The sequence below is a fragment of the Pseudomonas sp. P5_A2_2 genome (assembly GCF_054177685.1).
The window spans coordinates 1-2,784 of sequence record NZ_JBGCUL010000605.1; the positions used below are offsets into that span (position 1 = coordinate 1).

General features: G+C 61.5%; 4 protein-coding genes. 1 reads left to right on the forward strand and 3 read right to left on the reverse strand.

The features are described from left to right. The first annotated feature begins 105 nt into the window (after window positions 1-105). The gene (locus ACXRVY_RS22945; protein WP_223463187.1) at window positions 106-570 is read left to right on the forward strand and encodes a CopD family protein; all 465 of its coding nucleotides are present in this window, start codon (window positions 106-108) and stop codon (window positions 568-570) included. A 187-nt stretch (window positions 571-757) separates the two neighbouring features. Here ACXRVY_RS22945 and ACXRVY_RS22950 read toward each other — a convergent pair whose 3' ends face one another. From ACXRVY_RS22950 to ACXRVY_RS22960, 3 genes are all read right to left on the reverse strand, one after another. Further along, on the reverse strand, window positions 758-1,516 hold the full coding sequence (locus ACXRVY_RS22950) for a collagen-like protein (RefSeq protein WP_223463186.1): 759 nt from the start codon (window positions 1,514-1,516) through the stop codon (window positions 758-760). After that, entirely contained in the window at window positions 1,509-1,787 is a 279-nt protein-coding gene (locus ACXRVY_RS22955; protein ID WP_150812938.1) for a DUF1145 domain-containing protein, read from the reverse strand. Before ACXRVY_RS22955 ends, ACXRVY_RS22950 begins: the two co-directional genes overlap by 8 nt. Window positions 1,788-1,935: 148 nt before the next feature. After that, the gene (locus tag ACXRVY_RS22960) at window positions 1,936-2,643 is read right to left on the reverse strand and encodes an OmpA family protein (RefSeq protein WP_223463185.1); all 708 of its coding nucleotides are present in this window, start codon (window positions 2,641-2,643) and stop codon (window positions 1,936-1,938) included. Between the last annotated feature and the right edge of the window lie 141 nt (window positions 2,644-2,784).

Below are 2,784 nucleotides of genomic sequence, written 5' to 3' on the forward strand. Positions count from 1 at the left end.
GCACAACAGCAGACCCGGCGCGGCGCGGAAACTAACTGAGAACGCCCCCTGAATCGGTCGCTATCATACCCCGCTAATGAATCCCGCGCAGAACGGAGTAACCCAATGACACCTTTTAGCCTCATTTATAGCCTGCATGTACTGGCGGCCCTGGTCTGGGTCGGCGGCATGTTTTTCGCCTGGATGGTCCTGCGTCCCGCCGCGATCACGGCACTGGAGGGCCCTGCCCGGCTGAAGTTGTGGGTAGAAGTGTTTCAAGGTTTTTTCCGCTGGGTCTGGGTGGCGGTGGTGCTGTTGCCAGTCAGCGGCGTGGGCATGCTGAATCTGCACTTCACCGGTTTTGAAAACGCGCCGCGCTATGTGCAGGTGATGATGGGCTTGTATGTGGTGATGACCGCGCTGTTTATCCGCATTCAGGCGCTGATGCTGCCGGAACTGCGCACTGCCGTGGCAGGGCAGGACTGGCCGGCTGGGGCGGCGGTGCTAGGGCGGATTCGCCGGTTGGTGGGGATCAATCTGCTGGTGGGGCTGGCTGTGGTGGCGATAGCGGCGGTTCGGCCGATGTTTTGAAGAACTGTGGCCCGGGATGCTGTTGTGGCGAGGGGGCTTGTCGGATCGCCGCACCGTCCCGTTCGGCTGCGAAGCAGTCGTAAAACAAGACACCGCTAACCTTCAGCAGTATTGCGATTGCCGGAATTGGGGCCGCTTCGCGGCCCAACGGGGGCAAGCCCCCTCGCCACAAGGCTCTCAGTGTTTCTTACATCCGCTGTACTGTCACCGAACCCGCCGCCCCTTCAGGCCCAGGCTGACCATCAGCCCCGGGTTTACCGCTCTTGCCGCCATCAGCCTTGTAAATCAGGCAGCCCTTGGCCTTGCCACCCGCCCCCGGTTTGCCGCCCGGGCCGGCCAAGCCACCGGCACCGCCGGCCACCTGAACCTTGATCCGGTCTGCCGGATAGTCGTGCGGCACTGCCAGTTTAACCAGAGCCCCCGGAGCCCCTGGCTGGCCGTTACTGCCATCACTGCCATCGGCACCGCGACCGGCCTGCCCCCAGGTGCAGCCCGGTTCCTGGCCGTTGGCCCCATCGAGACCAATAAACCCCGGTGCACCCGCACCACCACGAGCATCAACGATCAATTGTGGTGCGTTCAGTGCCTTGATCTGCAAATCAAGATTGCGTCCGGATCGGGCGGCCTTCTGGTAAGTCCCCGGAGCGCCACGGGCGGTGATCTGGCTGCCTTCGGACAAATCAGCGCGACGGACCTTCAGGGCCAGCGCCTGTTCCCCCGGTACGATGGCAATGCGCGCTTCACGCCCCAGATGCAATTCACCCACGGTGACTTCCGTGACGTTCGAAGGAATCAGCAAGGTGCCGTAATCGGCCACTTCCAGGCGCTCCAGTTGCAGGGTGCTGGCGGTGTTGGGCAAGCGCATCAGCGAGTTGGTTTCGACACTCACCACCTGTGCACTGGCCAATGGGCTGATGAGTGCAGCGAGCAGACAGAGTTTACGCATGGGAAGCCTTCGAAGCGGTGGGGGCTGGAATGGTTTGCAGGTGGAATACGCCAAAAATAACGATCTTCAGGCGGTCAAGCCAGGGATGGGCACGACCTCGAAGGCTGCGATAGCACAGCAACGCTTCCAGAAGATGGATGAACCCCAACAGGCCGCCGGCCAGGTTGACCAACGGGTGCAGCGGAAAGACAAACGGTGTGAGCAGATTGACCAGCACTACCGCCCAGAACAGCAAGGTCAGTAATCGCCCCAGTCCCCATATGACTTTCATACGCGCCCCCGATGAGAATTATTGTTTGCGCGCACAGTAACGGCTTCCACGCGGGATAATCCAGAGGGCAACGGTAAAATCTTCATGGAGGCCGCCGAACGGCCGTCGCAGCGATCACACCTGTCGCCCGACGGCTCTATCTCTTGGCTCAGCGATTTATATGCAGATCCACGCGACGGTTTTTCGCACGGCCTTCTTCTGTTTCGTTGTCGGCAATCGGTTGGCTCGCGCCCTTGCCTTCGCTGGTGACTTTGTTCGGCGCGACACCCTGGCTCAACAGGTATTGCGCCACGCTGCTGGCACGCCGCTCCGACAAGGCCTGGTTATAGGCACCCGAACCGACGCCGTCGGTATGGCCGACCACCTTGATGCTGACCACATCGGCATCCTCGAACTTGCTCATCAACGCATCCAGTTGACTCTTCGCCGTCGGGGTCAGGTCGGACTGATTGAAGACAAACAGTACATCGCTCAGAGTAATGACTTCGGATTGCGCAGGCTCGGCCTGGACGCTGTCCGGGTACTGCGGCGCCGGGCAGCCTCGATGGTCGACCGGGGTATTGGCGGGAGTATCAGCGCAACGGTCGCGTCGGTCGAAAACGCCGTCGCCGTCTTCGTCGCCATCCTGGGCATAGCAGATCAAGCCACCGGACAAGATACCCAGCGTCGCCCCACCCGCGGCCCAAGCGCCGCTCTCGATTGCGCCCAGACCACCTCCGACCAGGCCGCCGATCAGGCTGCAAATTGGCCAGGTTCGTTGATTGAGGGGGGCAGTGCCATCGCTGTGGGTGGCGCAACCGGTCAAGAGGCTGCCGAGTAGCAGAACCGGCAAGACGGTCCTTGTGAGAACGATCATGTTGAAAGCTCCTGTGTCACCGGCCAATACCGGTTACACAGGAGTAAAGACCCGCATCCGCGACTGCACAAGGCGCGGACGCGGGGGGGCTTAACGCTGGATTTTGATTTCCGTACGACGGTTCTGTGCACGGCCGTCAGC